This window comes from Comamonas sp. AG1104, from assembly GCF_003350425.1.
GTDB classification, from domain to species: Bacteria; Pseudomonadota; Gammaproteobacteria; order Burkholderiales; family Burkholderiaceae_C; genus Comamonas; species Comamonas testosteroni.
On the sequence record NZ_QQAS01000011.1, the window covers coordinates 40,235 to 67,204 of the forward strand.

Annotated in this window: 27 protein-coding genes; 15 read left to right on the top strand and 12 right to left on the bottom strand. The window is 63.8% G+C overall.

The window, feature by feature from the left end:
- Positions 1 to 93: 93 nt before the first annotated feature.
- The gene (locus DFO48_RS22675; RefSeq protein ID WP_114864840.1) at positions 94 to 1,470 is read left to right on the top strand and encodes an MATE family efflux transporter; all 1,377 of its coding nucleotides are present in this window, start codon (positions 94 to 96) and stop codon (positions 1,468 to 1,470) included.
- A gap of 79 nt (positions 1,471 to 1,549) precedes the next feature.
- Here DFO48_RS22675 and DFO48_RS22680 read toward each other — a convergent pair whose 3' ends face one another.
- Positions 1,550 to 1,876 carry a DUF3579 domain-containing protein gene (locus DFO48_RS22680; protein ID WP_003052588.1) on the bottom strand — a complete coding sequence of 109 codons (327 nt, stop codon included), beginning with the start codon at positions 1,874 to 1,876 and terminating at the stop codon, positions 1,550 to 1,552.
- A gap of 236 nt (positions 1,877 to 2,112) precedes the next feature.
- Between DFO48_RS22680 and DFO48_RS22685 the strand changes: the two genes are divergently transcribed.
- From DFO48_RS22685 to DFO48_RS22700, 4 genes are all read left to right on the top strand, one after another.
- On the top strand, positions 2,113 to 3,309 hold the full coding sequence (locus tag DFO48_RS22685) for an aspartate aminotransferase family protein (RefSeq protein ID WP_003078633.1): 1,197 nt from the start codon (positions 2,113 to 2,115) through the stop codon (positions 3,307 to 3,309).
- Between the two features lie 17 nt (positions 3,310 to 3,326).
- Positions 3,327 to 4,247, top strand: coding sequence for an ornithine carbamoyltransferase (gene argF, locus DFO48_RS22690; protein ID WP_114864841.1), 921 nt, complete (start codon positions 3,327 to 3,329; stop codon positions 4,245 to 4,247).
- Positions 4,248 to 4,461: 214 nt separating this feature from the next.
- The gene (locus tag DFO48_RS22695; RefSeq protein WP_114864842.1) at positions 4,462 to 4,725 is read left to right on the top strand and encodes a hypothetical protein; all 264 of its coding nucleotides are present in this window, start codon (positions 4,462 to 4,464) and stop codon (positions 4,723 to 4,725) included.
- Between the two features lie 121 nt (positions 4,726 to 4,846).
- Entirely contained in the window at positions 4,847 to 5,212 is a 366-nt protein-coding gene (locus tag DFO48_RS22700; RefSeq protein ID WP_003078627.1) for a YkgJ family cysteine cluster protein, read from the top strand.
- Positions 5,213 to 5,365: 153 nt separating this feature from the next.
- Here DFO48_RS22700 and DFO48_RS22705 read toward each other — a convergent pair whose 3' ends face one another.
- The 3 genes from DFO48_RS22705 to DFO48_RS22715 are packed head-to-tail and all read right to left on the bottom strand — an operon-like array spanning position 5,366 to position 7,837.
- A complete protein-coding gene (locus DFO48_RS22705) occupies positions 5,366 to 5,560 on the bottom strand; it encodes a hypothetical protein (protein WP_003078625.1) in 195 nt (64 codons plus the stop codon).
- Positions 5,561 to 5,573: 13 nt separating this feature from the next.
- Complete coding sequence (locus DFO48_RS22710; protein ID WP_114864843.1) at positions 5,574 to 7,508, bottom strand: ferrous iron transporter B; 1,935 nt, start codon at positions 7,506 to 7,508, stop codon at positions 5,574 to 5,576.
- Complete coding sequence (locus DFO48_RS22715) at positions 7,505 to 7,837, bottom strand: FeoA family protein (protein ID WP_003078622.1); 333 nt, start codon at positions 7,835 to 7,837, stop codon at positions 7,505 to 7,507. Before DFO48_RS22715 ends, DFO48_RS22710 begins: the two co-directional genes overlap by 4 nt.
- 257 nt (positions 7,838 to 8,094) lie before the next feature.
- Here DFO48_RS22715 and DFO48_RS22720 point away from each other — a divergent pair, with 257 nt between their 5' ends.
- Positions 8,095 to 8,415: a YkgJ family cysteine cluster protein gene (locus DFO48_RS22720; protein ID WP_034370429.1), complete on the top strand. Its 321-nt coding sequence runs from the start codon at positions 8,095 to 8,097 to the stop codon at positions 8,413 to 8,415.
- Between the two features lie 35 nt (positions 8,416 to 8,450).
- On the opposite strand, the gene DFO48_RS22725 is transcribed toward DFO48_RS22720, so the two are convergent.
- On the bottom strand, positions 8,451 to 9,182 hold the full coding sequence (locus DFO48_RS22725) for a Stp1/IreP family PP2C-type Ser/Thr phosphatase (protein WP_003078616.1): 732 nt from the start codon (positions 9,180 to 9,182) through the stop codon (positions 8,451 to 8,453).
- Positions 9,183 to 9,410: 228 nt separating this feature from the next.
- Between DFO48_RS22725 and DFO48_RS22730 the strand changes: the two genes are divergently transcribed.
- From DFO48_RS22730 to kynU, 5 genes are all read left to right on the top strand, one after another.
- Entirely contained in the window at positions 9,411 to 10,037 is a 627-nt protein-coding gene (locus DFO48_RS22730) for a LysE family translocator (protein WP_003078613.1), read from the top strand.
- Positions 10,038 to 10,047: 10 nt separating this feature from the next.
- Entirely contained in the window at positions 10,048 to 10,848 is an 801-nt protein-coding gene (locus tag DFO48_RS22735; protein WP_114864844.1) for an AraC family transcriptional regulator, read from the top strand.
- A gap of 100 nt (positions 10,849 to 10,948) precedes the next feature.
- Positions 10,949 to 12,325 carry an amino acid permease gene (locus DFO48_RS22740; RefSeq protein ID WP_114864845.1) on the top strand — a complete coding sequence of 459 codons (1,377 nt, stop codon included), beginning with the start codon at positions 10,949 to 10,951 and terminating at the stop codon, positions 12,323 to 12,325.
- A gap of 121 nt (positions 12,326 to 12,446) precedes the next feature.
- On the top strand, positions 12,447 to 13,079 hold the full coding sequence (gene kynB / locus DFO48_RS22745) for an arylformamidase (RefSeq protein WP_003078601.1): 633 nt from the start codon (positions 12,447 to 12,449) through the stop codon (positions 13,077 to 13,079).
- Positions 13,080 to 13,243: 164 nt separating this feature from the next.
- The gene (gene kynU / locus DFO48_RS22750) at positions 13,244 to 14,551 is read left to right on the top strand and encodes a kynureninase (protein ID WP_114864846.1); all 1,308 of its coding nucleotides are present in this window, start codon (positions 13,244 to 13,246) and stop codon (positions 14,549 to 14,551) included.
- A gap of 34 nt (positions 14,552 to 14,585) precedes the next feature.
- Here kynU and DFO48_RS22755 read toward each other — a convergent pair whose 3' ends face one another.
- Complete coding sequence (locus tag DFO48_RS22755) at positions 14,586 to 16,001, bottom strand: SLC13 family permease (protein ID WP_114864847.1); 1,416 nt, start codon at positions 15,999 to 16,001, stop codon at positions 14,586 to 14,588.
- 97 nt (positions 16,002 to 16,098) lie between these two features.
- On the opposite strand from DFO48_RS22755, the gene DFO48_RS22760 reads away from it, so the two are divergent.
- Positions 16,099 to 16,671: a helix-turn-helix domain-containing protein gene (locus DFO48_RS22760; RefSeq protein WP_043006940.1), complete on the top strand. Its 573-nt coding sequence runs from the start codon at positions 16,099 to 16,101 to the stop codon at positions 16,669 to 16,671.
- 41 nt (positions 16,672 to 16,712) lie between these two features.
- On the opposite strand, the gene DFO48_RS22765 is transcribed toward DFO48_RS22760, so the two are convergent.
- Both DFO48_RS22765 and ada read right to left on the bottom strand, forming a co-directional pair.
- A complete protein-coding gene (locus tag DFO48_RS22765) occupies positions 16,713 to 17,702 on the bottom strand; it encodes a DNA-3-methyladenine glycosylase (protein WP_114864848.1) in 990 nt (329 codons plus the stop codon).
- Positions 17,703 to 17,795: 93 nt separating this feature from the next.
- Positions 17,796 to 18,674, bottom strand: a complete 879-nt coding sequence (gene ada / locus DFO48_RS22770) for a bifunctional DNA-binding transcriptional regulator/O6-methylguanine-DNA methyltransferase Ada (protein WP_114864849.1) — start codon at positions 18,672 to 18,674, stop codon at positions 17,796 to 17,798.
- 155 nt (positions 18,675 to 18,829) lie between these two features.
- On the opposite strand from ada, the gene kynA reads away from it, so the two are divergent.
- Together kynA and DFO48_RS22780 are read left to right on the top strand one after the other, a co-directional pair.
- Positions 18,830 to 19,705 (top strand): tryptophan 2,3-dioxygenase, encoded by an 876-nt coding sequence (gene kynA / locus DFO48_RS22775; protein WP_034349541.1) that lies wholly within the window; start codon positions 18,830 to 18,832, stop codon positions 19,703 to 19,705.
- Positions 19,706 to 20,083: 378 nt separating this feature from the next.
- Positions 20,084 to 21,349, top strand: coding sequence for an MFS transporter (locus tag DFO48_RS22780; RefSeq protein WP_114864850.1), 1,266 nt, complete (start codon positions 20,084 to 20,086; stop codon positions 21,347 to 21,349).
- Between the two features lie 61 nt (positions 21,350 to 21,410).
- Here the strand turns inward: DFO48_RS22780 and DFO48_RS22785 are convergent, their stop codons facing one another.
- From DFO48_RS22785 to DFO48_RS25745, 3 genes are all read right to left on the bottom strand, one after another.
- A complete protein-coding gene (locus tag DFO48_RS22785) occupies positions 21,411 to 22,601 on the bottom strand; it encodes an FAD-dependent monooxygenase (protein ID WP_114864851.1) in 1,191 nt (396 codons plus the stop codon).
- 123 nt (positions 22,602 to 22,724) lie between these two features.
- A complete protein-coding gene (locus tag DFO48_RS22790; protein WP_003078576.1) occupies positions 22,725 to 23,015 on the bottom strand; it encodes an H-NS family nucleoid-associated regulatory protein in 291 nt (96 codons plus the stop codon).
- 822 nt (positions 23,016 to 23,837) lie between these two features.
- The gene (locus tag DFO48_RS25745) at positions 23,838 to 24,416 is read right to left on the bottom strand and encodes a hypothetical protein (protein WP_233506497.1); all 579 of its coding nucleotides are present in this window, start codon (positions 24,414 to 24,416) and stop codon (positions 23,838 to 23,840) included.
- A gap of 45 nt (positions 24,417 to 24,461) precedes the next feature.
- Here DFO48_RS25745 and DFO48_RS22805 point away from each other — a divergent pair, with 45 nt between their 5' ends.
- On the top strand, positions 24,462 to 25,316 hold the full coding sequence (locus tag DFO48_RS22805; protein WP_114864853.1) for a symmetrical bis(5'-nucleosyl)-tetraphosphatase: 855 nt from the start codon (positions 24,462 to 24,464) through the stop codon (positions 25,314 to 25,316).
- Positions 25,317 to 25,376: 60 nt separating this feature from the next.
- Here the strand turns inward: DFO48_RS22805 and DFO48_RS22810 are convergent, their stop codons facing one another.
- A complete protein-coding gene (locus tag DFO48_RS22810) occupies positions 25,377 to 26,798 on the bottom strand; it encodes a DEAD/DEAH box helicase (RefSeq protein ID WP_003073374.1) in 1,422 nt (473 codons plus the stop codon).
- Positions 26,799 to 26,970: the final 172 nt, after the last annotated feature.

Genomic DNA, 26,970 nt, shown 5'->3' on the forward strand with positions numbered 1-26,970 from the left:
CGGCGCGCCGGTGCCCGCCCCGCCGGCCTGTGCCGCGCGGGGCTTTTTCTTGCAGAGCCCGCCGCTTGAGGTTGCGCCGCCTCCTTTTTTTCCATGCACCAGCCACTGACCCATGCACCGATAGGCCGCGCCCTGCTGCGTTTTTCCCTGCCTCTGTGGGGCGGCTATGTGCTGCAGTCGCTCAATACCTCGGTCAATGCCTTCTGGATCGGACGCCATCTGGGCGAGAGCGCACTGTCTGCGGCCGTGCATGCCAACAATCTGCTGTTTGTGCTGATTGCTCTGGTCTTCGGCATCAGCCAGGCCGCCAATCTGCTGGTGGCCCAGGCCGTGGGTGCGGGCCGCTGGGCCCTGGCCCGGCGCATCACAGGCACCAGTGCCAGCCTGTTTCTGGGCATGTCCCTGCTGATGGCCGCACTGGGCTGGCCGCTGGCCGTCCCCTTGCTGGGCGCCATGGGGGCAGAACCCGCCACCGCCGCACTGGCCGTGGACTATCTGAGGGTGCTCTTTCTCGCGCTGCCGCCCATGCTGCTGCTGATCTTCGTGGCCGCCGTGCTGCGCGGCACGGGCGACAGCCGCACGCCTTTCGTGGCCCTGCTGGGCGTGGCCCTGGGCGACGCCCTGCTCAACCCCTTGTTCATCTTCGGCGCCGGCCCTCTGCCAGGCCTTGGCATGGCAGGCTCGGCACTGGCCACCCTGGCGGCCAACAGCCTCGGCCTCGCGGGCCTGCTGGCCTGGCTGCGCTGGCAGCGGCTGCCGCTATGGATAGGCTGGCGCCAGCGCCGCCATCTACGGCCCGAGTCGGCGCTGGTGCGCTGCCTGGTCACCAAGGGCCTGCCCATGGGCCTGCAGATGCTGGTGGTCTCGCTCTCCCTGGCGCTGATGCTGACCCTGATCAACACCCATGGTGCCCAGGTTTCGGCCGCCTACGGCGCGGCCCTGCAGCTGTGGGCCTATGTCCAGATGCCGGCCATTGCCGTGGCCTCGGCCTGCACCACCATCGCCGCCCAGAACGTGGGCGCCGGCCACTGGCCGCGTGTGGCGCGCACGGCGCGTGCCGGCGTAGCCTGCCATCTGCTGCTGACAGGCGCCTGCGTGGCCCTGATCCTGGCCTGCGACCGCTTCGTGCTGGCCCTGTTTCTGCCCGAGGGCAGCACGGCCCTGGAGCCCGCACGCCACCTCAACCGCATCGTGCTGGGCTCGTTCATGCTGCTGGGCGTGAGCAGCGTGCTGGCCGGCGTGGTGCGCTCCACGGGTGCGGTGCTGGCCCCTCTGGCCATCCTGACCCTGACGCTGTGGGGCCTGCGCCTGCCCCTGGCCTGGGGGCTGCAGCCGCTGTGGGGGCAGGATGCGCTGTGGTGGAGCTTTCCACTCAGCGCGCTGGCATCCATGCTGCTGTCCATCGCCTACTACCGCTGGGGCCCGTGGCGCCGGTCACGGCTGCTGGACAGCACGACAGCGCAGAGCTAGACCTGCAGCGCACAGATACAAAAAAAGCTTCCCGTGGAAGCCTTTGTCGTTTGCGCGGCGCCTCTGGGCACCTGAAAAATCACTTCTTGCCGGCTGGCAGCTTGTCTGGCAGCAGACAGGCCTCGGCCACCTGCAGATCGTTGTCCTTGGCGAAATTCAGGCAGAAGTCCCATGCCATGGGTTCGTAGTCGCGCAGATCCCGGTTGATGACCACGCATTTGGTGCCGTTCATCACCGTGGGCACGCACCAGGGAGAGTAGCTCAGATGGCTTCCGGCGCAGGCACCACCAGGGCGGAACTGACTCATGACACCGGCCAAGCGCTCGGCCCAGTCGCTGGGTCGAAAGGTTTTTCCGGCATGGGTCATACCCATGATGAACAGTTCTTTGCTGGAAGGGGTAACCATCAAATATTCGCCAAAAAGATCCGGCAACCAGGCGGGATCCCCGCCAACATGCCTAAACGAGCATTCTAACTCTTGTATAAGAGCCATGCTGTCAACCCCACAATGGCGTAGGTTGATTGCATGGCAGCGATGCGCAATCCGCAATGTTGGGGTTATCCGGGCACTCTAGAATCAAAGCTCTCATTTTTCAGGCGCCGCAATGCGCCACTGACCTTCCTTTTCAGGAGATTCTTGCAATGACCGCTTTCATCGAGGCAGCTTCGCCCCACGTTATGCCCACTTACGGCCGCGTACCCATCGCGCTGGAGCGCGGCCAGGGCTGCCGCGTTTGGGACGTGAACGGCAAGGAATACCTGGACGCGCTGGGCGGCATCGCCGTCAACACCCTGGGGCACAACCACCCCAAGCTGGTGCCTGCCCTGCAGGAGCAGGTGGCCAAGCTGATCCACACCAGCAACTACTACCATGTGCCCGGCCAGGAAACCCTGGCCAAGCTGCTGACCGAGCGCTCGGGCATGACCAATGTGTTCTTCTGCAACACCGGCCTGGAAGCCAACGAGGCAGCCATCAAGATCGCCCGCAAGTACGGCGTGGACAAGGGCATTGCCAAGCCCGAGATCGTGGTCTACGACCACGCTTTCCACGGCCGCTCCATCGCCACCATGAGCGCCACGGCCAACCCCAAGGTACGTAACGGCTTTGGCGATCTGCTCGCAGGCTTCACGCGCGTGCCCCCCAATGACTACGAAGCCCTGATCGACGCGACCGAAGGCAACCCCAACATCGTCGCCATCATGATGGAGCCCATCCAGGGCGAAGGCGGCCTGCACCCCATGCGCGCCGACTACCTCAAGAAGGTGCGCGAGCTGTGCGATGCCAATGGCTGGCTGCTGATGATGGACGAGGTGCAGGCCGGCATGGGCCGCACCGGCAAATGGTTTGCCCACCAGTGGGCCGGCATCACCCCCGATGTGATGACCCTGGCCAAGGGCTTGGGCTCTGGCGTGCCCGTGGGTGCCGTGGTGGCGCACAAGGCCGCTGCCGAAGTGCTCAAGGCCGGCAACCATGGCTCCACCTTTGGTGGCAACCCGCTGTCCATGCGTGCCGGCGTGGAAACCATCCGCATCATGGAAGAAGATGGCCTGCTGGCCCATACCACGGAAGTGGGCGAATATCTGAAGGCTAAACTGCAAGCTGAACTGGGCAGCCTCGAAGGCTTTGTCGAAGTGCGCGGACAGGGTCTGATGATCGGCGTGGAGCTGACCAAGCCCTGTGGTGAGCTGATTGGCCAGGCCGCAGAAGCCGGCCTGCTGCTGAGCGTGACCGCCGACACCGTGATTCGCCTGGTACCGCCGCTGATCCTGAGCAAGTCCGAAGCCGATGAAATCGTCGCCAGGCTCAAGCCCCTGGTTCAAGCCATTCTGGCAGCCTGATCCTCAAGGAATACTGCATGAAGCATTACCTGCAATTTAGCGACTTCACCGCCGACGAATACGACTACCTGCTGGAACGTGCAGCCCTGATCAAGAAGAAATTCAAGGGCTACGAAAAGCACCACACGCTGATCGACCGCACCATGGCCATGATCTTCGAGAAGGCCAGCACGCGCACGCGTGTGAGCTTCGAGGCCGGCATGTACCAGCTCGGCGGCTCCGTGGTGCATCTGACCACGGGCGACAGCCAGCTGGGCCGCTCCGAGCCGATTGAAGATAGCGCGCGCGTCATCAGCCGCATGACCGACCTGGTCATGATCCGCACCTTCGGTCAGGACAAGATCGAGCGCTTTGCCGAGTACTCGCGCGTGCCCGTCATCAACGGTCTGACCAACGAATTCCACCCCTGCCAGATCCTGGCCGACATCTTCACCTTCATCGAGCACCGCGGCTCGATCAAGGGCAAGGTCGTGGCCTGGGTGGGTGATGGCAACAACATGGCCAACACCTGGCTGCAGGCCGCCGATCTGCTGGGCTTCACGGTCCATGTCAGCACGCCCGGCGGCTACGAGGTGGACGAGCAGCTGGCCTTCAACGGCAAGCCCGTCAACCCCGGCTGCTACAAGGTGTTCAAGGACCCTCTCGAAGCCTGCAAGGGCGCCGATCTGGTCACCACCGATGTGTGGACCAGCATGGGCTACGAGGCCGAGAACGAAGCGCGCAAGAAGGCTTTTGCCGACTGGTGCGTGGATGCCGAGATGATGGCCTCGGCCAAGGCCGATGCCCTGTTCATGCACTGCCTGCCCGCCCACCGTGGCGAGGAAGTGGAGGCCGAAGTCATCGACGGCCCCCAATCCGTGGTCTGGGACGAGGCTGAAAATCGCATGCATGTGCAAAAGGCACTCATGGAGTACCTTTTGCTGGGTCGCGTGGACTGATGGCGCAGACATCGGTGCGCGCGGCGGCTCGCCAGAGCCCGCATGCGATTCGGGCGCAGGCTCATACCCGCTTGGCGGGTGTGAGGCGGCAGCATGCCGCGTGCCATAGCCAAAATCGCATGCATGTGCAAAAGGCACTCATGGAGTACCTGCTGCTGGGCCGCCAGCCAGGCTGATTCGCCGCGTCCGGGCTCATCTGCATACCACCACACCCATGCACCTGAGCCACATCACATCCCCACACCGCCAGAGGGCCCTGCGCCAGCTGGCGGTGTTTCTGCTTCCGCTGCGCCCCGCCCAGGGCGATGCGCGCTACGGCCAGCGCGGCGGCCTGCTGGCGCTGCGCCAGCCCCATATGGCACGCCACACGCGCGTGCCTTCCTTCTTCGGCCCGCGCAAATCCTTTGCCGCGCGCGTGCGTGCGCTTTATGTACGCATCCACACCTTCTATCTGAAGTTTCTTCAAGGCCATACCTAGTGGCCCGGCACCGGAAGCCGCAGGCAGCCCTGCGCGCCGGCTTCTCCTCCAGACCTCAAAAAGCCGTCCTTGCCCAAGGAGGACGGCGCGACCCCGATGCCTGAACCCTTGAAGAAACACGATGTCCGAATCCGTCCACCCCTGCCTGAACTGTGGCGCCTGCTGCCAAAACTACCGCGTGGAGTTTTCCATTTACGAGCTGCAATCCATGGGCGGCACCGTCCCCGATGAGCTGGCCCATGAAGTGCCCGGCAAGGGCAACCGCGCGCGCATGAACGGCACGGAACGTCACCCGGTGCGCTGCGTGGCGCTGCGCGAGCTGCCCGAGGTCGGCGCGGGCTGCATAGGCTGCGGCATCTACGAGCAGCGCTCGCGCCCCTGCCGCGACTTTCCGTTTGCCTCCTACGGCTGCCATGACACACGCGAGAAGTTCGGCCTGTCGGCACTGAGCGAGGAAGAAGTCCAGCCCTGGCTGGAAGCGGCCTGAGCTTTCGGCAAGCCCGCAAGCACTACTGCTATCAAATAAAAAGCTGCCTGCGCTTGCCAGTCAATCAATTCAGATACAAAATTATCTGAATTGCAGAGATAGCAAGCGCAGGCAGCTATATTTTTAGCTGATTTGATCAGGCTCCGCCTGTGTTCAGGCCTTTCGGGTGTCCGAGCAGCTATCGCCGCCACAGGCGCTGCAACCGCCGCAGCTGCCGCTCTTGGCTGCCGGAGCCAGCGAAGGATGAACCCGCGTCAGCCTGCGGCGCAGGCCGGCGGGCATGAAACGCCAGGTCAGCGACACGGCGGCCACCAGCACGATGGCGCCCACGATCAGTTCCTGCCACATAGACAATCCTTTCTCAGCCCCAGCCCAGGGCCACGGCGACGCGATAGGTCACAAAGCTGGCCAGATAGGCCAGAGCAAACAGATAGCCGGCCATCAGCAGCGGATAGCGCCAGCCATTGGTTTCGCGCTTGACCATGGCCAGCGTAGAGATGCACTGGGGCGCAAACACAAACCAGACCAGCAGCGACAGCGCGGTCGCCATCGACCAGCTGCTGGCGATCAGCGGGCTCAGTTGCTGGGCCATGGCATCGTCGCCCACGGCCGACAGCGCATACACCGTACCCAGCGCTCCCACCGCCACCTCGCGAGCGGCCATGCCGGGCACCAGCGCAATGGCAATCTGCCAGTTGAAGCCGATAGGCGCCAGCACCACCTCCAGCGCTCGTCCGATCTGGCCCGCGAAGCTGTAACGAATCGCGCCTTCGGTCACGCCTTCGGGAGCGCCGGGGTAACTGGAGAGGAACCACAACACGATGCTGACGGTCAGAATGATGCCGCCGACGCGACGCAGGAAGATCATGGCCCGCTCGTACAGCCCCAGCACCAGGCTGCGCAGGCTGGGGATGCGGTAGGAAGGCAACTCCATCAGCAGCGGCGTGCGGGTCTTGACCTTGGCGGCCAGCTTGCCCACCCAGGCAACGGCCATGGCACTGACGATGCCGCCCACATAGAGGGCAAACAGCACCAGGCCCTGCAGATTGAAGAAGCCGGCCACGGTCTGCTCAGGGATGAAGGCGCCGATCAGCAGCGTGTACACGGGCAGACGTGCCGAGCAGGTCATCAGCGGCGCGATCATGATGGTCAGCAGACGGTCGCGCCAGCTGGAGATCGAACGCGTGGCCATGATGCCGGGCACGGCACAGGCAAAGCTGGACAGCAGCGGGATGAAGGAGCGTCCGGACAGGCCCACGCTGCCCATGATGCGGTCCAGCAAAAAGGCGGCACGCGGCAGATAGCCCGAGTCTTCCAGCACCAGGATGAAGAAGAACAGAATCAGGATCTGCGGCAAAAAGACCACCACCGAGCCGGTGCCGGCGATCACGCCGTCGACCAGCAGGCTGCGCAGCACGCCATCGGGCATCACCCCATGCACCCACTGGCCGAAGTCGCCGACCAGCCCTTCGATGCCGTCCATCAGGGGCTCGGCCCAGCTGAACACGGCCTGGAACATCAGGAACAGCGTCACCACCAGCAGCAGCGTGCCCCATAGCGGGTGCAGCACCACGGAGTCGATGCGATCGTCACGCTGGGTGGGCGCCGCGGGCTCCTGTACGGCCTGACGCATGATCTCGGCCACCTGCTGGTGCAGGGCCAGCAACTGGGCACGCGAGTTGCTGCCCGTCACGGGCTTGAACTGGCCTTCAAGCGTCGGAGCCTTGAGCTGCCTGGCCTGATCGCTGTCCAGCCAGGCCAGCAGATCCTTGGCGCCGGACAGATGAACGCCCACGCTCTCCACCACAGGCACGCCCAGCAACTCGCTGAGCCTGGCCTTGTCGATGACCAGGCCCTGGCGACGCGCCATATCGCTCATATTGAGCACCACCACCATGGGCAGGCCAAGGGCCCGCGCCTCCAGCACCAGACGCAGGTTCAGGCGCAGATGGGTGGCATCGGTCACGCAGACCAGCAGCTCGGGCGGCGCTTCGCGCGGGTGCTGGCCCTTGACGATGTCGCGCGTGATGCGCTCGTCCTCGCTGTGCGCATCCAGGCTGTAGGTGCCGGGCAGGTCCAGCACGCGCACGCGGCGCTTGCCAGGCGTGCCCAGCCAGCCTTCCTTGCGCTCCACCGTCACGCCCGCGTAGTTGGCCACCTTCTGGCGGGCGCCGGTCAGCAGATTGAACAGCGCCGTCTTGCCGCAATTCGGGTTGCCCAGCAGCGCGGCGCGCAAGGGCGCCTGCTCCGCGGCTTGAGGGCTCATCATGGTGATCTGGGATTCGCGCGCGTTCATGCTGCGGCCTCCAGTTGCACCAGCACCTGGGCCGCCTCATGGCGACGCAGGGCAAAAGTCGCCTGGCCTATGCGCACGGCCAGCGGGTCGGGGCCGGGAAAGCCGGTGGCGACGATGCGCACGGACTCGCCAGGCAGAAAACCGATTTCCATGAGTCTGAGCAGCAGGTTCTCATCCTCGCCTTCGGAGGAAGCCAGATCCACCACCCGGGCTGACTGGTTCACCGCCAGCTGGTCCAGGCCTATGACCGGCCCGGTCGCGGCTGCAGTCGCTGCAGCGCTGGGAGATGGCACGCCGGATTCAGACGCTTGCACAGAAAAAGCATTCATGGACGAAGTAACTGACACCGGCTCAGAGATCGCCGAGGGGGACTGCAAAGAACTCATAGCGCATTATTAATTGATTTTGATTCTCATTTTCCATTTACTGTAGGCGATTGGCGCACAACGGTGGCGAATTGGCACCAGCAGCATGGACTTTTGGGCGGGTATTGAGCGGCGCGGTTGACAAATCTGCGGCCCGGCACACCCAAAGGGTTTGCACAGCTGCGAGAATTGCGGCCCCACGGAAAAATTCCGCCCTTCCCATGACCCATCCCTGTCTTAGCTGCGGCGCCTGCTGCGCGTCCTTTCGTGTCGATTTTTCCGTACACGAGTCCCAGGAGCATGGGGGCAGCGTCCCCGCAGGGCTGATCGAGGAGGTCACCGACTACACCTGCCGCATGCGCGGCACGGACTGGGCCAGGCCGCGCTGCGCAGCCCTGGTGGGCAAGGTGGGAGAGAAGGCGTACTGCGGCATTTATGAATGGCGCCCCTCCCCTTGCCGCGAGTTCGCCGCAGGCTCGGACGCCTGCAACCGCGTGCGCCAGCGCCATCAGCTGCCTGTGCTGGAAAGCGGTCTGATCTAGAAAACCGGGCAGCCAACGTCCGCCATATCAGCAGATCAGGCGTCCTGCTCGATCAGCACCACGCCGATATTGTCCTTGCCGCCCGCAGCATTGGCCGCCTCGATCAGAGCCTCCTGCAATCGCGCCAGCGGCAGGTTTTCCTCGAACAGGGTTTCAAGACTGGCATCGCTGAGCATATCGGTCAGGCCGTCGGAGCACAGCAAAATGCGATCTCCCTGCTGCAGCAGCCAGTGACTGAGTTCGGGCTCCACCTGGGGCATCACACCGAGCGCTCTGGTCACCAGATGACCGTAGCGCGAGGTCCTGGCATCTGCCTCGGAGATCAGGCCTGCATCGATATCCTGCTGTACCAGGGAGTGATCGCGCGTCAGCCGCTGCAGCCGGCCGGCACGCCAGGCATAGGCCCTGGAGTCGCCCAAATGGGCAATCAGCACCTCGCTCGCCAGCACCAGGGCGGCCACCACCGTGGTGCCCATGCCGCTGCAGCCGGGCGTGGACTGCGCGGCGGCATAGATGGCCGTATTGGCCATGTGCAGGGCGTCCGTCAGCTCGCACTGCGCAGCCAGCATGGATTCATCGGCGGCCGGGCCGTGCTGCACGCTGGTCGTGATCAGCTCCACGGCCATGACGCTGGCCACCTCGCCCGCGTTGTAGCCGCCCATGCCGTCGGCCAGCACGGCAACCGGCCAGGGCCTGGCCTGCGGCTCCAGGCCTACCGAGTCTTCGTTATTGCTGCGCTGGCGACCCATGTCGGCACGCCCCACCATGCGTACGGCTGGCCAGACTCGGGATGGGCTAGAAGCTGCTGCGGATGACATGGAAGATGGGGCGGGGGTCAGGTTCGCGAAAGCATTCAAGCGTAACGCAAGTCAGCTTCGCTCTTTGTCTGAAAAAGACACCGTTTTGCACTTGTTAACCAAGCAAAGACGCAATTTTGTTCAATACCTGGAAACGACCAAAGCTCAGACTGGTGGTCTCTTGTTTCAGGTTTGCCCATGCTTTCTTCTGTTCTGGCCATGGCCGGATTTGCACTGGCCGGTGCCATCACGCCGGGCCCGGTGAACGTGCTGGCCCTGCGCCATGGCAACGGCCGCGCCGGGGCTGCCTTCTGCTATGTGCTGGGAGCCAGTCTCAGCTATGCCCTCATCGTCTGGCTGATGGGCCAGAGCGGGCAATGGCTGCTCAAGCAGCCAGAGCTGCTGCGCTGGGCGCCGCGCATCTGTGCTCTCTATCTGCTGTGGCTTGCCTGGCAACTGGCCAAGGCCCCCGGGGCCCAAGGCCGGGCGGCCTGGGAGAGCGCCCCCGCATCGCTGCCGGCCGGTCCAGGCGGAGCGTTCGTGCAGGGCATTGCCATTCAAAGCCTCAACCCCAAGGCCTGGCTGGTGGCGCTTTCGGGCATCGGCATGTTCGTGGCTCCGCTGGCTGCGCAGCAGGTCTCGCTGCCAACCGCCTTGCTGCTGTTTTGCGCCGTCTCCTTGCTGGCCTGCCTGCTCGGCGTCGGCTGCTGGGCCGCGCTGGGCCACGCACTGACCCGGTGGCTGAGCACGCCACTGCGCCAGCGGCGGCTGAACCAGTCTCTGGCCATGGTGCTGGTGGCAAGCGTGGTCAGCATGCTGGCATGATGAGGCCGTCATGCCAGCCCCCAGCCACCATTTCCACCGCCACCCGGCCCTGCCCTGGGCCGAGCTGCGCATCAGCCGCCAGTCCTGCTACAGCTACCGGCTGCATGCGCATGCCCAGTACTCCATAGGCATCGTGGATGAGGGCGAGACCCTGTTTCTGCACGACGATGGCCCCGAAACATTGAGCGCGGGCAGCGTGGTGCTGATCGAGCCCGGCCACTGGCATGCCTGCAACCCCGAGACATTGCAGCCATGGTCCTACCGCATGCTGTTCGTGCAGGCCGACTGGGTTCATGAGCGGCTCGGCGTCGGCGCCCTGCGCTTTGCCCGGCGCGCCCTGAACGAGCCCGGCATCTCGCGCTGGGCTGACAGTCTCTGCCAGCCGCTTGCCGGCAGCGCCACGGACACGCAACTGCGGCAGCACGAGCAATCACTGGCGGATTTCCTGCAACTGCTGGGCAGTGCCGACCACACTCATGCAGAAAAGCCCCAGCCGCCCGATGCCGTCCTGCCTGCGCTGCAGCACATGCACCGCAGCCCCGAAGACGAAACCAGCGTCCAGGCCCTGGCCCTGCGCTGCGGCATGAGCCCCAGCCGTTTCATCCGCCGCTTCAGGGCCGTCACCGGCGTCACGCCCGGGGCCTACCGCCTGAACCTGCGGCTCAATGGCGTGCGCCACCTGCTGGCCCAGGGCGAGCCCCTGGCCTCGGTCGCTCAACAGATGGGCTTTGCCGACCAGGCCCATATGCAGCGCGCCTTCAAGGCCCATCATGCGCTGACGCCCGGCAACTACGCAGGAATGCCGCGCTGAGCCGGCTGGGCCTGCGCCAGGGACATTCGCCGCCACGCCGCCGCAGCCGGTCATTCGCGGGATACTTGCCGCTTCGATTTTTCGCATGCGCAAGTCAGCAATGGCCAACTTTGACAGTATTCAGCAACGCGAGACAGGCTTGCAGCAGCACCTGAACTCCGCCCAGATGACCATGATCGCCATCGGTGGCGCCATCGGTACCGGCCTCTTCATGGGCAGCGCCTTCGCCATCGGCTTTGCCGGCCCCAGCGTGCTCATCAGCTACGCCATCGGCGCCTTCATCGGCCTGCTGCTCATGGGATGCCTGGCCGAGATGACCGTGGCCCACCCCACCTCGGGCTCCTTCGGCGCCTATGCCGAGCACTACATCAGTCCGCTGGCCGGCTTTGTGGTGCGCTATGCCTACTGGGGAGCCGTGGTGCTGGCCGTGGGCATGGAGGTCACGGCCGTGGGCAAGTACATGGCCTACTGGTTCCCCACGGTGGACCCATGGATCTGGGTGGCGCTGTTCTCGGTCCTGCTTGCCGCCGTCAATGCCACCAGCGTCAAGGCCTTCGGCCAGGTCGAGTACTGGTTCTCCATGGTCAAGGTGATTGCCATCGTGGCCTTCATCCTGATCGGCGCCTATGTGGTCTTCGGCACCCGACCCGAGGGCGTGGGCTTCGACAACTACTTTGTCGATGGCGGCTTCTTCCCCAACGGCTGGTGGGGCACCTGGGTGGGCGTGATCGTGGCCATCTTCAGCTATCTGAGCCTTGAGTCCATTGCCATTGCTGCCGGCGAGGCCCAGAACCCCAAGCAGGCCGTGACTCGTGCCTTCCGCACCACGGTGCTGCGCCTGGTGCTGTTCTATCTGCTGTCGCTGGCACTGATGCTGGCCATCGTGCCCTGGAGCCATGCGGGCACGGACAAGAGCCCGTTTGTCAAGGTGATGGAGATTTTGCAGATCCCGGGCGCGGCCGCAGCCCTCAACTTCGTGGTGCTGCTGGCCTCGCTGTCGGCCATGAACAGCCAGCTCTACGTCACCTCGCGCATGATGTTCAGCCTCTCGCGCGGCGGCTATGCCCCCAAGGGACTGAGCAAGCTCAGCAAAAGCGGCGTGCCGCTGGGCGCGATTGCCGTCTCCTGCCTGGGCATGGCCGTGGCCATGGTGCTCAACGTGCTCAAGCCCGAGCAGTCGCTGGAGCTGATGATGTCGATCGCCATGTTTGGCGCCATGTTTGCCTGGTTCATGGTGTTCGTGACCCATCTGTTCTTCCGCCCGCGCTGGCAGCGCGAACACCCGGGCCAGAAGCTGGAGTTCCGCATGTGGGGCTTTCCCGTGCTGACGCTGGTCGGGGCGCTGCTGATGGCGGGCGTGATCGTCACCACGCTGTTTACCAAGGAGTTCCACACTACCGTGCTGGTGGGCGTGCCGTTTCTGATCGTGCTGGTGCTGGTCTATGCTCTTTGGTATAGAAAGAAAGTGACCCCCTGAGGCGCTAGTGCGCCTTCCCCCGAAGGGGGACGACGGCCTTTGCTGCGGGGCGGCCCTTGCTGGCCGTCCCGCACTCGGGCCTGTTATCGATCACAAGCGACTGACCCCATTCATACACACCATGACACGCCAGATCTGGGATATTTCTCCTGCCATTCATCCTGCCGCTCCGGTGTTTCCGGGCGACACGCCCTATAGCCAGGAATGGGTGGCCAGCATTGGCCCGGGCTGCCCGGTCAATGTCAGCGCCATTCATCTCTCGCCCCATGTGGGCGCGCATGCCGATGCGCCGCTGCACTACGATGCGCAGGGCGCGGCCATTGGCGCCGTCGATCTGGATGCCTTTCTTGGTCCCTGCCGCGTGATCCACGCCATAGGCTGCGGGCCGCTGATCGAATGGCATCACATAGCGCACGCCATCGATGCCGACCTGCCCGGGCGTGTGCTGGTGCGCACCTACGAGAAAGCGCCCACCGGCTGGGACGCCGACCTCGCCGCCTATGCCCCCGAGACCGTGCAAAAGCTGGCCGACCTGGGCGTGAGGCTGATCGGCATAGACACAGCCAGCATCGACCCCGCCAGCAGCAAGAGCCTGGACAGCCATATGGTGATCCGTCAGCGCGGCCTGCGCGTGCTCGAGAACCTGGTGCTCGACGAGGTCGGCGAAGGCGACTACGAACTGATCGCTCTGCCGCTCAAGCTCACCGAAGCCGATGCCTCGCCGGTGCGTGCCGTGTTGCGCAGCCTGCTCTGAGGCGCTTGGCGCAAAGAAACCGATGTCCTCGCTGCGAGGCGGCTGCACCGCCCCGGTCTCGGACACAATGGGCGATTCTGAGTCCAGCCATATTTGAATCAGAACCGGCTCTGACATAGACACAATCACCGTCAGCAGCTATCAAAAATGAGAGAAGGAAGACAATGACCACTTTGCAAGACTGCCAGGCTCTGGACGCCCAGGACCCGCTGCGCGCGCTGCGCGAACGCTTTGCCCTGCCCCAGGGCGTGATCTACCTGGACGGCAACTCCCTGGGCGCCCAGCCCAAGGCCGCCGCCGCGCGCGCGGCCGAAGTGGTGACGCAGGAATGGGGCCAGGACCTCATCACCTCCTGGAACAAGGCCGGCTGGATCTCGCTGCCCGAGCGCCTTGGCAACCAGTTCGCCCCCTGGCTGGGCGCGGGCCAGGGCGAGCTGGTGTTCACCGACACCACGTCCATCAATCTCTACAAGGTGCTGAGCGCTGCCGCGCGCATCGCCCGCGAAGATGCGCCCGGCCGCAAGAAGCTGATCAGCGAGCGCAGCAACTTCCCCACCGATCTCTATATCGCCCAGTCCGTGTGTCAGGAATACGGCCTGGAGCTGGTGCTGCTCGAGCCCGAGGAAATCGCTGGCGCGCTGCAGACCGATGTGGCGATCTCCATGCTCACGCATGTCAACTACCGCACGGGTGCCATGCACGATATGGCAGCCGTCACGGCCGCCGCCCATGCCAAAGGCATTCTCTGCGTCTGGGATCTGTGCCATAGCGCAGGTGCCGTGCCCGTGGACCTCAAGGGCGCCGATGCCGACTTTGCCGTGGGCTGCAGCTACAAATACCTCAACGGCGGCCCCGGCGCGCCGGCCTTTGTCTGGGCGCATCCGCGCCTGATCAACCGTTTCTGGCAGCCGCTGTCGGGCTGGTTCGGCCACGCCGAGCCTTTCAAGTTCGTGCCCGACTACCACCCCGCCCAGGGCATACAGCGCTATCTCTGCGGCACCCAGCCCATGATCAGCATGAGCGTGCTGCAGTGCGGCATCGACATCTATACCGAGGCCGAGGCTTTCGGCGGCATGGCCGCGCTGCGCAAGAAATCGCTGGCACTGACCGATCTGTTCATCCAGCTCGTGCAAGAGCGCTGCCAGGGCCACGGCCTGGGTCTGGCGACACCGCGCGAGCATGCGGCACGCGGCTCCCAGGTCTGCCTGACCCGGGAAGAAGGCCTGGGCGTGAACGGCCAGGGCAGCGGCGCTTACGCCATTGTCCAGGCGCTGATTGCACGCGGCGTGATCGGCGACTTCCGCAAGGGCGACGGCGGCACGGGCAGGCACAAGGACATTCTGCGTTTCGGCTTCACACCGCTGTATGTGGGCTTTGCCGATGTCTGGAATGCCGTCGAGCATCTGCGTCAGGTGCTGGAATCGGGCGAATGGCAACGGCCCGAGTTCAATACCGTGCACGCCGTGACCTGAGGCAGGCACCGGGCGCGGGCCGGCCAGCATACGGTCAGGCCCGCGCCCAGCTCCAATTGAGTACGCCCATCAGCGCAACGGCGACCAGGTCCAGCATCAGCACGCTTTGCTGCACCCAGCGCCGCTGGGCAGCGCCTTGCGCCAGCAGTTGCACCGCCATCTCCACCTTGCCGGGCGAAGCCATGAGCAGCAGCGAGGCACTGACGTTGTGCACCGCCATGAATGGCAGCAGCGGCGCGCCCAGCGCCTGGGCGATCTCGGCCTGCGTGGCCGCGAACATGGCATTAGCCCCGGTATTGGAGCCGGTCACGAAACCGCCCAGCGCGCCCACAAAGGGTGCTGCCAGCAGATACAGCGGCCCGCTGCGGGCCAGCGCCTGCGCCAGCTGCGCGGCCATGCCCGAGACCGCCATCAGCACGCCCAGCACAATGAACAGCGCCGTGACCGGCGCCACCTGCAGCCAGGAGCGCCAGACCTTTGCCAGCGATGGGCGCGCCGGCCGGCCCTGCGTGAAAAAAACCGCCGCCACCAGCAGCCACAGCCCCGGTGAAGCCAGCCCATGCCAGACGGCGGGCAGATCCAGGACGCGCAGCAGCGCCGCGGCCGCCAGCACACCGCCCAGCAGCAGCGCATAGGCCGCCAGCGCACGCCGCCCCGGCGCGCTCAGAGGCGGCTTGTCCGCGTCCGCTTGCGACACACCCAGCCTCAGGCGCAGCAGATGCCAGCCCACCACCAGCAAGGCACCGAGCGCCCCAGCTGGCGCCGTGCCGGCCAGGGTATTCATCAGAGCCACGGCCGCCGTCAGCCACAGACCCGACAGCAGACCCTGCAACAAGGCCTGTCGCCGGCGGCCCGGCGCACTCGCCAGAGCCGCCGCCGCCATGCCGGTGATGACAAACGGAATCACGCTGACCAGGGCCGAAGCCTGACCCAGCTCCTTGAACGGCAGACCGGCCATGGTGGCCGCCACCAGCGTCCCCGGCCCCATGGAGCCCCAGGGCACGGCGCACAGGCCCAGCAGGCCGATGAGCACCACCTTGCGCGGCGGCAGCCCGTAGTGGGCGAGCAGCGGTATGCCTATGGTCACGCCCACGCCAAAGCCGGTGACCGACTCGGCAAACGGCGTGATGCCATGCACCACCAGCAGCACGGCGCCCGTGCCGCTGCCGGCCCTGGCCAGCAGCCAGTCGGCCAGGGCCTTCTGCGCTCCCGACTCGCGCAGCACCTCGGACAGCAGCAGCCCGCCGCCCACGATCAGCAGCACTTCCAGCAGCACCGGCGCCCAGTGCATGCCGGCGGCCAGCCATGTTGAAGCGGGCTGCGCAAAGGCTGCGGCAATCACCAGCAGCGCCACCGCCACTCCCAGCGCTGCGGCATACAGCGAGCGCCAGCCCGCCAGCAAAACGGCGATGACGGTGGCCACGGGCAAGGCACTGATAAACATGTACATTGCATTCATCCTTGAAAAATAATTTCCTATACGCAAAATTATTTTCTCATAGGAAAGTTTTCAACACAAAAACAGACGCCATGACAAGGAGCCAGGCTTGAACTCCACCACCGCATCGCAGGCATCGGAGCAGGATGCGCTTTTCGGCGCCGCCGTCCGCGCGCGCCGCGCCCAGCTGGGCATCACACTGGATCAGCTGGCCCAGGCCAGCGGCGTCTCACCGGGCGCGCTGTCGCGCGTGGAGCGCGGCCTGCTGGCCACCAGCCTGCGCAATGCGATGGCGATCGCACAAGGCCTGGGCTGCGAGCTGGGCGAGCTGGTGCAAAGCGCGCCCAGCGCGCAGATCACGCGCGCCGGCGAGAATCTGCGCTTTGTCGACGAGGCCAGCGGCGTGGAGCGCCTGGCCCTGGCCAGCCCCAGCGCGGGTGTGAACCTGGTTCATTACCGCTTTCCGCCGCATGCAGTCTCCAGCCATTTCGCGGCCCATCGTGCAGGCACGCGCGAGGTCTTTCATGTGCTCGAAGGCAGCATCGAAGTCTTCACCGCCCAGGAGCAGGTGCTGCTGCACGCGGGCGACACGGCCACGCTGGTGGTGGACAGCGAGCACCGGCTGGCCAATGCCTCGGGCCAGCCCGCACGCCTGCTGCTGCTGGTGCTGTCGCCGCTCTGAAGCGCTGCCGCCTGTCGCCTCTCAATAGGCGTTAATAGGCGCTAATAGGCGCTGTCGGCCAGCGAGGCCCACAGGTGCGCGGCCACCAGTGCGCGCCAGGGCCTGAACTGCTCCAGCCAGTCGCTGGCGGCACGCGCATCGGGCTTGTCGCTGCCCGTGAGCAGACCGATGGCCCGGCGCACCGCCACATCCCCGTGCAGGCTGCCGTCGGGCCAGCCATAGCCGCGCAGCAAGGTGTAGTTCACCGTCCACGGCCCTATGCCCTTGACCGCCAGCAATTGCGCCGAGGCAGCGGCCACATCCTCCTCATCCCAACGGCCGGCGGCGCTGCGGGCGGCCCAGTCGTCCAGCGGCAGGCTATCGTCGGCAACGGCCTGGGCCACGGCCAGCAGAGTCTGGGCCTTGGCCTGGGAAAAGCCCGCGCCGCGCAGCGCGTCCAGCCCCAAGGCCGCCACGCGCGGTGCATCGGGATAGGCGCGCAGGGCCGGCATGTCCCCGCCTTGTGCCAGCGGCTCGCCCGCCAGCGCTATCAGCTTGCGCCGCAGCGAAACGGCCACAGCCACCGTGATCTGCTGGCCGGTGATGGCCCAGGTCAGTGCCTCGAATGGCGTGGGCGCGCCGGGCACATGCAGGCCGGCCTGGCGCGAAAGCAGCGCACCCAGCTCGGGGTGATCGCCATGCGCCAGCTCCAGCTGGCCGGGCGCGTAGATCAGCCCCAGCATGCGTTTCAACATCGCTTGCAGCGCAGCCCGGTCTGCCGCAGCCGACTCTGCCTGCGGCGCATGCAAGCTGGCCTGCACCTGTCCGCTCTGCCATTGCAGCTGCAGCAAGGCGGGGCTGCGCTGCCACATGATGGCCTTGTGCAGGCTGCGGGCACCGGCATCGACCCGCTCGGCCAGCTGCTGCTCGTCGCGATCATGGAAATGCACGAATTCGTCGAAGCGGTAGCGCGCGGGCAGGGCAATGGAGACTTCAAGCAGCATGCGGTTTTCTATCACAGCGGGCAGCGCCGTGGCGCGCCTGTGCTTCATTCGTAAAATTCATAGCTTCTATCGATTATCAGACAATGATTTCAGATAGATATCTATTCAAAATCATTGTGAGGAATGCGATAGCAGCTCTCTTTAAGAGAGCTTGAGCTGGGCCTGCTGGGCCTCGCGCAGCAGCAGCGCACGCTTGCGCTCCACGCCCCAGCGATAGCCCGAGATGCTGCCGTCATTGCGCAGCACACGATGACAGGGCACGGCCACTGCAATCGGGTTGGCAGCCACCGCGCTGGCCACGGCCCGCGTGGCGCTGGGCTGGCCCAGTTGCCGGGCCAGCTCACTGTAGCTGACAGTCTTGCCGGCCGGAATGCTCTGCAGCGCCTGCCACACGCGCTGCTGAAACGCCGTGCCCTGAATATCCAGCGGCAGGGCCAGCCCCAGCCTGGGCTGCTCCATCAGGGCCACCACCTGGGCCACGGTCTGTTCATACCGGGCGTCGGCCCCGATCAGTTGCGCCGCCGCAAAACGCTGCTGCAGATCGTCCACCAGCGCATGGGGATCATCGCCCAGCAGCACGCAGCACACGCCCTTGTCGGTGCTGGCCACCAGCAGGCTGCCCAGCGAGCATTCGGCCAGGGCAAAGCGGATGCGCTGGTCCTGGCCGCGCCTGCGATAGGACTGCGGCGCCATGCCCAGCATGGCCGGCGCGTCCTTGTAGAAGCTGCTGCTGGCTTCATAGCCGCTCAGATAGGCCGCATCGGTGACCGACTCGCTGACCTCCTGCGCCAGCGCGGCACGCACATGCCTGCCGCGATAGGCCTTGGCATAGGCCTTGGGCGTAAGCCCCGTGGCGCGCTTGAAGTTGCGGTGCAACTGCCAGGGACTGAGCCCTAGGCGCTGCGCCAGCTCCTCCAGAGCGGGCATGGGCTCCTCGCTCTCCAGCCAGCGGCAGCACTGGATCATGCGCTCATCGGTTTGCGAATTTGCAGCGGCAGTGGAAGGCAGAGGACTGGGCATGGCGTGAATCTCGGCGGAGTGCGTTTTCTGTGATCGGTCTGTGTCTGGCCTGACTTTACGCAAAGCTATGGCAGCTTGCATCCACGTTCTTGCAGGCTTTGTGTGCCAGGATTCGGTTACGCTGCGCGCACCTGTCCATCAACAATGACTTCACCATGACGAATGAATCCTCCGGCTGCCCTATGCATGGCGGCGCCGCCATCGTCCACGACGAGAAAGCCCAGCTCGACTTCAGCCGTGACATGAGCTATGGCGACTATCTGCATCTGGACCAGATTCTCACGGCCCAGCACCCGCTGTCGCCTGCCCACGACGAGATGCTGTTCATCGTGCAGCACCAGACCAGCGAGCTGTGGATGAAGCTGATGCTGCACGAGGTGCGCGCGGCTACGGCAGCCATTGCCAATGCCTCGGGCGAGACCAAGCCCGATGCCTTCAAGATGCTGGCTCGCGTCTCGCGCATCATGGAGCAGCTGGTCAGCGCCTGGACCGTGCTGTCGACCATGACGCCGCCCGAGTACTCGGCCATGCGCCCCTACCTGGCCAACTCCAGCGGCTTTCAGAGCTACCAGTACCGCTGTATCGAGTTTGCGCTGGGCAACAAGAATGCGGCCATGCTCCAGCCCCACGCCCACCGCTCGGACCTCCTGGCCCAGGTACAGGCTGCCTACGAATCGCCATCGCTGTACGACGTGGCCCTGCAGTTGCTGGCCCGCGAAGGCATAGCGGTTCCTGCCGACCGTCTGCAGCGCGACTGGACCCAGCCCTATGAGGCCAGCGAGGGCGTGAAACAGGCCTGGATCACCGTCTACCGTGACCCGCACAAGCACTGGGATCTGTACCAGCTGGGAGAAAAGCTGGCCGATATCGAGGATGCCTTCCGTCTCTGGCGCTTTCGCCATCTGACCACTGTGGAGCGCGTCATCGGCTTCAAGCGCGGCACGGGCGGCACCGGCGGCGTGAGCTACCTCAAGAAGATGCTGGACGTGGTGCTGTTCCCCGAGATCTGGAGCCTGCGCACCGAGCTGTAAGCCGCTTTGGCCATCGCCACTCAGGCTGCCCCTGCTGCTCTTTCGTGACAGCGCGGGCAGCCTGAATCTATAGAACGTGTTTACGATCTCCTCGCGCCGCGACAGAGGCTTTGCGGGATGGGGGGCTAGGCGCGATACCGCAGCAATAGCCGTGCTATTGCGAGGATTCGCAACGCCGCAGACCGCCCGCAAAGACACTGTCCCGAAGGGTTGGAGCGAAATCGGGCGATTTCTGCGTGCTGTCTCTTGCTTGCACCCCGGTGCAAGCGGCGAGCCATCGCTTCGAACTCATCCCGATTGCGCTCCAACGCGGCTGCGTAGAGACCGTTAACACGTTCTAAGGCTCCGTGCAAAACCTAACATCGCAACAAACCGCCCATGCCCTCCGATCACAGCGCCGCCCCGCCAGCGCCGAGCACCAGTCCAAAACCCGACTCTTCCGCCTGGGCCATGCTGGTCTGCCTGCTCACGGGCTTTGCACTGAGCCAGGCCTTCAGAACCGTCACCTCCATCATCGCCGACGGTCTGCGCACGGACTTCGGCCTGTCCGCGCAGTCGCTGGGCTCGTTTGCCGGGCTGTTTGCACTGTCCTTCGGTGTGGCCCAGCTACTTATGGGCATAGGCATGGATATCTACGGCCTGCGTCGCACCGTGCTGCTGGCCTTTCCGCTGTCGATTGCGGGGGCTGCGCTGTCCGCACTCGCACCCAGCTATTCCTGGCTGATGCTGGGCCAGCTGCTGATCGGCGTGGGCTGCTCGCCCGCCTTTCTGGCCAGCACCATGTTTATTGCGCGCCACTTTCCGGCCGATAAATTTGCCTACCTCTCGGGCATAGGCCTTGGCCTGGGCGGGCTGGGCCTGCTGTTTACCGGCACGCCCATGGCCTGGCTGGTGCAGCATATGGGCTGGCGCGCCGGCTTTGCGCTGCTGGCGGTGCTGAGTGTGCTGTCCTGGCTGCTGATCTTCTTCAAGGTGCACGAGCCCGAGCTTCCCGGGGACTCCCAGCCCAAACCCGGCTTCATGCAGGCACTGCAAGGTTTTGGCAGCCTGCTGCTGCTGCCCCATACCTGGGGCATTGTGCTGCTGGGCATGGTCAGCTATGCCTCGTTTCTCACCGTGCGCGGCCTCTGGCTCAGTCCCATGCTGATGGATCGCTACCAGTTTTCATTGGTCACGACCGGCAATGTGGCACTGGCCTGCTCCGTCATTTCGCTGTTTGTGCCTTCCATGTTCGGCCGGCTGGACCCCGGTCCGGCCAGGCGCCGCCAGCGCATTGCACGCTTTGCGCTGCTCATGGCCGCCGTTTTTGTCGCACTGGCCCTGGTCCACCAATCCGTAGGCAGCGTGCTGCTGCTGCTGGTCATGAGTGTGCTTTCAGGCTATGGCACGCTGATCTATGCCGATGTGCGCTCCTCCTACCCACCGGCCACGACGGGACGCGCGCTGTCCATCTTCACCATGGCCATGTTTCTCGGAGCCGCGCTCATGCAATGGCTGTCCGGCCTGGTTGCAGGCGTTGCGGAACGCCAGAATGCCGACATCTATCAGGCCGTGATGCTGATGATTGCCGCCATGCTGGGCAGCGGTGTGCTGGCTTACCAGCTCATCAAGCCTTCGCCGCTGCTGCTCAAGGCCAGCCACTGAAGCAATCCATCTGCCAGGCCGGCGCCGACGCGAAAGCCATCCCGGTGATGGTGACCTCTCGCTAAAGCGCACCCTCATACAGCCAGGGCACATCCATGATGCGCCCGCCCAGAGCGCGCAGCGACAGGTCGCGCCCCCAGCGCATAGGCCCTGTCGCATGGAAGATCCGGCCATTGCGCAGCGAGCGCTCCTGCACCTTGGCATTGCGCTGCCAGCGATTGAGCGCATAGCGGCGCAGCCGCAGACTGACATCCAGATCATGCATGGACAAAGCACTTTGCAGCTCGGCCGCATCCTCGATGGCCATGCCCGCACCCTGCGCCAGATAGGGGCGCATGGGATGGGCTGCATCGCCCAGCAGGGCCACAAGGCCTTGCGCCATCTGAGTCTCTGAGGACACTGGCTGCCGGTCGGCCACCGGCCACAAACGCCATTCACCGCCCACATCGGGAACATGCTGAACCAGATCCTGCAGGTAACCGCATGCGCCCTGAAGATGCTGGAGCAGGTCGGGCAGATTGGCAGAATGGTCCCAGTGGTCGAGATCCTCTGGCGCCGGCCCCTGCACTATGACCACCAGATTCTGCAGCTCGCCCCGGCGCACGGGATACTGAATGGCATGCAATTGCGGCCCCATCCAGGCAGTGACCTCGCTGGTGCGCAAGCGCTTGGGCAGATTTGCCTGATGCACCATGGCCCGATAGGCCAGGTGCCCGGTCACACGCGGCGGGCCATCGCCCAGCATCTGTGCACGCACGGCGCTGCGCACGCCGTCAGCGCCGATCAGGGCATCGCCCTCGATGAGCTTGCCGGTACTGGTGCGAATGGTGACCACACCGTCCTGCTGGCTATAGCTGCTGACGAACTGGTTGAGGTTGAGGTGAGCCTGAGGCAGAACCTGCAATGCCTCCAGCAGAATGTGGTGCAGGTCGGCTCGATGAATGGTGAGGTAGCTGGCTCCATAGCGCTGCACCATATCTGCGCCCAAGGGCAGTCGCCCCAGCTCTTGCCCCGTCACGGCACTGCAGGCTCGCAAGGCCGAAGGGCAGGCCACGACCTGCTGCAACGATCGCTGCAGCCCCCATGCCTGAAGGCGGCGCACCACATTGGGTCCCAGTTGAATGCCGGCTCCGACTTCCGAAAACTGCGCGGCACGCTCGAACAGGCGCACATCCCAATCAGCCCGCACCGCCGCAATGGCGGCTGCCAGACCGCCAATACCGCCACCCGCAATCAACACCTGCTTGTTCATGGACTCTTATTGTGCCGCTTAGTCACCGGTATCGAAGAGAACTCTGGTTTGCGCTGCCGCAAACCTTGCTGCCATGAAAAAAGCCCGCCAAGGCGGGCTCTTTCAACGTGCGCAAACAGCAGATCAAATGGCGAACTTTTCGCGGTCCTGGTCTGCAATCCACTTTGGCGGCTTGCCGCGGCCGGTCCAAGTCTGACCCGTAGCAGGATCACGATACTTGGGAGCCACCTTGGCGCCCGCATTGGCGGAAGAGCGCGCGCGAGCGGGAGGGAAGACATCTTCAGCAGTCAGGCCGTACTCGGCAATCAGGCCGCGAACCTTGCTCACAGCGTCGGCCAGTTCACGCGAACGGGCTTCGTTGATTTGCTGTTCCAGCTCTTCTCTCTGCTTCAGGAGTTCCTTGTAAGTGCTCATGATTTGCGCTTCTTGGTTGATTAAAGAGACTGCATTATAAATGCCGGAATTTCAAAATCATGATTTTCCGAGTAAGCAAAAACCACAATTCAGAATATTTATAAAATGCAACTACGTGTTAATAAATAGCTATTACGCCTGCTGAACTACCAATATCTTGTCGGTACGCCTTCATCCAAATCAATCGTCTCAATATCCCGGCGCCGCACAAGACCTTCTCGCCCAGAACGGGCAAATGGCTGCTTTGACGAGGAATAAAGCGGCCAGAGTGTTATGGCGCTCCCTTGCCTTCGCCCGGCAATACTCAAATAGTCCACCCAGCCTTCAATTCAGAAATAGGCACCACACCCTTGAGCAGTCAGAGCCCGTCTTCCTTGCGAGTTGACCAAGCCTCAGACTCGCCCAAGAAGCAAAGCTCTCTGGCACTGACTGAGAGCCAATCACGCGGCGTCGTGATGCTCTGCTGCGCTCCATATTCCTCGACGACAAACACCACCCCCCTGCTTTGGCAGGAAGTTGCTCCAGCCACCTCATCTCGCACAAGGTCTGGGGAAAAACTGAAAAGCCAGCGCCTGCTCTCCCAGCAGGTCTTGTGCTTTCTCACCGACAACCGGCCTCTTGGGCGCGCCGATGATGCCCTGCATCTCGTCCAGCGAGCCGCAGCATGTGAAAGCCTGGAATGTCTTCCCATCCCTGCATCCGGGCAACAGCCAGGCACAGGCCTGCAGAACCCGAGGCATCGACATTTCGCCATCTTGGCAATACATATCGGCACAAAAAGCATCAAATACGTCAAATAAATATCGTCTAAATGAAATACTTTTATGCTTCCTGATGCTCAGGCACCTCTATCAAGTCTGGCTGACGTCCCTGCTCCAAACCAGCAGCGACTACTTCCTCGGTCATTGCAGCACGGGAAAAATCACTAATCCGCAGCAAAGTCAATATGACATGCGTTGAAAATGACAACAAACGCACAAAGGACTTTGCAGTAGACGCAACCCAGACCATGGAGCGCCTTGCCATGCAGAAACCAGCTCTGGATAGGGCTGCCCGATACGCTTTTGAGCCAGATCTCCAAAGATAATCGTTATAAATGTAATAGCAGTTACGACGATAGTCTTTGTCGAAATGGTTGCTATCTTTTCCGATATTCCCGGAGATATCGAGCAAATGGACAATCCATCTCTGTTCGCCCCCTCCCAAAAAATACAGCCGAGCACCCGCTGGAGGTAATCCAAGCTGCACGGAAGACAGAAACTGCATGGGATCGCAAGCAACTCCAGCACCGCTTGGGCGTCCTTGCTCACGAGCTCTGCCAAAGCCGGCAATCTTGCCCTGCAACCGCAAGGCCAATGGCAATTTCGACATTGCAAACACCCCGTTGAGCAGTGTCAGCAATGCAAACAGCAGAAAATCCCTGACTCGTCCATCAGAAAGAAGACCATGGCACTTTACTGTATCGGAGACATCCAGGGCTGCGATGACGCCTTCGAGCGCTTATTGCAAACCGTGGATTTTTCCGCAAGTCGGGACACACTTTACGTGCTCGGCGACCTTGTCAATCGCGGCCCCAAATCCGCCGAGGTATTGCGCCGCTGCATGCTGGCCGGTGATGCCATTCGCCCTCTGCTCGGCAATCACGACCTGCACCTGCTGGCTGCAGCGCGAGGCCTTCGCCGTCAAAGCAAGCGCGACACTCTGGCCCAGGTTCTGAGCGCACCCGATTGCGATGCCCTGCTGCACTGGCTGCGCCAGCAACCTCTGGCCCGGCTGCACACCAATGCGCTGGGTGAGAACCTTCTCATGGTGCATGCAGGCGTGCTTCCTCAATGGAGCTTGCACGATGCCATGGCCTTGAGCGCCGAAGTTCAGGCCGTTCTCCAGCATGCCGACTATGCGCGCTTTTTGCAGAATATGTACGGCAACCAGCCCGACCACTGGTCCGCCGACCTGCAAGGCGATGACAGACTGCGCTGCATCGTCAACGCCTTTACCCGTCTGCGTTTTTGCAGTGCCGACGGCGTCATGGGTTTTGAGAGCGCTGAATCCGCCGATCACGCTCCCGAAGGGCAGATGCCCTGGTTCGATGTGCCGGGCCGGCTCACTGCAGATACGCCCATGGCTTTTGGTCACTGGTCCACGCTGGGCCATATCAACCGGCCCGATCTGATGGCCATGGACACCGGTTGCGTCTGGGGCGGCTGCCTCAGCATGATGAGAATCGCAGAACGCATGGACGAGCGAGAGCTGATACAGCTGCAGTGCCCGCAGGCCCAGGTGCCTGGCGCCAAGGGCTGAAGCTTCAAAAAAGAAACGCCTGCATCCGCAGGCGTTTCTTGTGGCGCGACGACCCGGTGCTCAGGAAGCCACTACAGGCGCTCTGAACAAGGCAGCGACCTTGCGCTTGGGCTTGATGCTCGCGCTCTTGACCGGGGCGACATGCTTGCTGTCCCAGGATGCGGTCTCGGCCACGCTGCTGGCCTCGTAGGGCTTGTCAAAGAAGGGATCCACGTTGGCAGGGCGCTGAGCCATGCGCGAAGGACGATGCGCATAGCCGCCACGGGGCGCTGCATCGAATTCGCGTTCACGACGTGGACGGTATTCCTCATCGCTGCGGCTGCGGCGTGGGGGACGCAAATCCAGCATGGGCGCAGGTTCGACGTCGATCTTCTTCTTGATCAGCTTTTCGATGTCGGCCACATTGCGGCTGTCATGATCGGTCACCAGGGTCACGGCCAGGCCCGATGCGCCAGCTCGGCCGGTACGGCCGATGCGGTGCACATAGTCTTCGGCGTTGAAAGGCACGTCGTAGTTGAACACGGCGGGCACATCCTTGATGTCCAGACCGCGCGCAGCCACATCGGTACAGACCAGCAGATCCACCTCACCGGCCTTGAAGGCTTCCAGCGCCTTCAGGCGCTCGTCCTGGCTCTTGTCGCCATGCAGTGCGGCGGCGCGCAGACCGTCACGCTCCAGGGCACGCGTCAGGCGCGCGCAGCCCAGCTTGCTGTTGGAGAAGATGAAGGCCTGGCGAATGTCGCGCTCCTTGAGCACGGAACGAATCGCATAGCGCTTGTCGTCATCCGTGACCTTGTAGAAGCGCTGCTCCACCGTGGATGCGGTCTCATTGGGGCGAGCCACCTCGATGGTCACCGGATCCTGCAGATAGCTGCCGGCCAGACGCTTGATCTCGGGTGAGAACGTGGCCGAGAACAGCAGCGTGGTGCGGCTCTTGGGCAGATAGGAGAGGATGCGCTGCAGATCGGGCAGAAAGCCGATATCCAGCATGCGGTCGGCCTCGTCCAGCACCACATACTCCACCTGATTGAGCACCACATTCTTGGCTTCGATATGGTCCAGCAGACGGCCGGGTGTAGCCACCAGCACCTCGACGCCTTTTTTCAGCTCGATGGTCTGGGGCTTCATATCCATGCCGCCAAACACCACGGTGCTGCGCAGCTTGGTGTGCTTGGCGTACAGGGCAATCTGTTGCGCCACCTGGTCGGCCAGCTCACGCGTGGGCAGCAGCACCAGGGCACGCACAGGGTGGCGGGCAGGCGACGCGGAGGCGTTTTCATGGCGCATCAGACGCTGCAGCAGAGGCAGGGAAAAAGCCGCCGTCTTGCCAGTGCCAGTCTGGGCTGCGCCCATGACGTCCTTGCCGGTCAATACCACCGGAATGGCCTGCGCCTGAATCGGAGTCATGGACTCATAGCCCATGTCGGCCACTGCGCGTGCCAGGGGCTCAGCCAAGTGAAGATTGGAGAAAGAGCTTGTCATTGAGGGCGTTATTGTCGCACCGAGTGGGTTTTTCGCGTTGGCTTTGTGATTTTCTGCAGGCGCAAAGCCTTCGCTCCCTCTGTTTGAGGGCAAAAAAAGCCTTGCCAATATCCCGTGCAATCTATCGGGATAACCCGAGTTTTGAATTCTGCCGCTCCAAAAACAAAGGCGT